Raw genomic sequence first — 753 nt, 5'->3', positions numbered from 1 at the left:
AAGAAGTCATCTCATTTGGGCTTGTAGGCTGCTCGCGTGCTGATCGTGGAGCGTCTGGTGCCGGACGAGTTGTGGGAGTTGTTCCAGCGGGTGGTGCCGGCGGCGCCGACCCGGCCGCAGGGTGGTGGCCGTCGACGGCACGGGGACCGGGAAGTGCTGGCCGCGATCGTATTCGTGGCCACCTCGGGGTGCACGTGGGCCCAACTGCCGCCCTGCTTCGGGCCATCCGGTCCGACCGCGCACCGCCGTTTCGCCGAGTGGACGGCGGCAAGGGTGTGGGCGAAGCTCTATCGCCTGGTCCTGGACGAACTCGGCGCTCGCGGTGAGCTGGACTGGTCCAGGTGCGCGGTCGACTCGGTGAACATGCGCGCTACGAAAAAGGGGACCTGACGGGTCCGAATCCTGTCGATCGGGGCAAGTTCGGGTCGAAGATCCATTTGCTCACCGAACGTACCGGTCTGCCCATCTCGCTCGCGATCTCCGGCGCCAACCTGCACGACAGCCAGGCCCTGATCCCGCTCGTCGAGGCGATCCCACCGATCCGCTCCCGCCGCGGGCCGCGCCGCCGCCGGCCCGGCAAGCTGCACGGCGACAAGGCCTACGACCACCGTTTCATCCGCTCCTACCTGCGGCGACGGCAGATTACTCATCGCATCGCCCGTCGTGGTGTCGAGTCCTCCCAGCGCCTCGGCCGCCACCGTTGGGTGATCGAGCGCACCGTCGCCTGGCTCGGCGGCTTCCGCCGACTCCACC

General features: G+C 68.7%; 1 pseudogene. It reads left to right on the top strand.

The features are described 5' to 3' along the window. Positions 1-36: 36 nt before the first annotated feature. Positions 37-753 (top strand): annotated as a pseudogene (locus OO57_RS43385) (IS5 family transposase); the annotation flags it as partial.

Origin of the sequence: Kitasatospora phosalacinea (genome assembly GCF_000717185.1) — a bacterium.
Lineage (GTDB): Bacteria > Actinomycetota > Actinomycetes > Streptomycetales > Streptomycetaceae > Kitasatospora > Kitasatospora phosalacinea_A.
The sequence above is the reverse complement of the archived record's forward strand: the minus strand, read 5'-3'. Positions and strand labels throughout refer to the sequence as shown.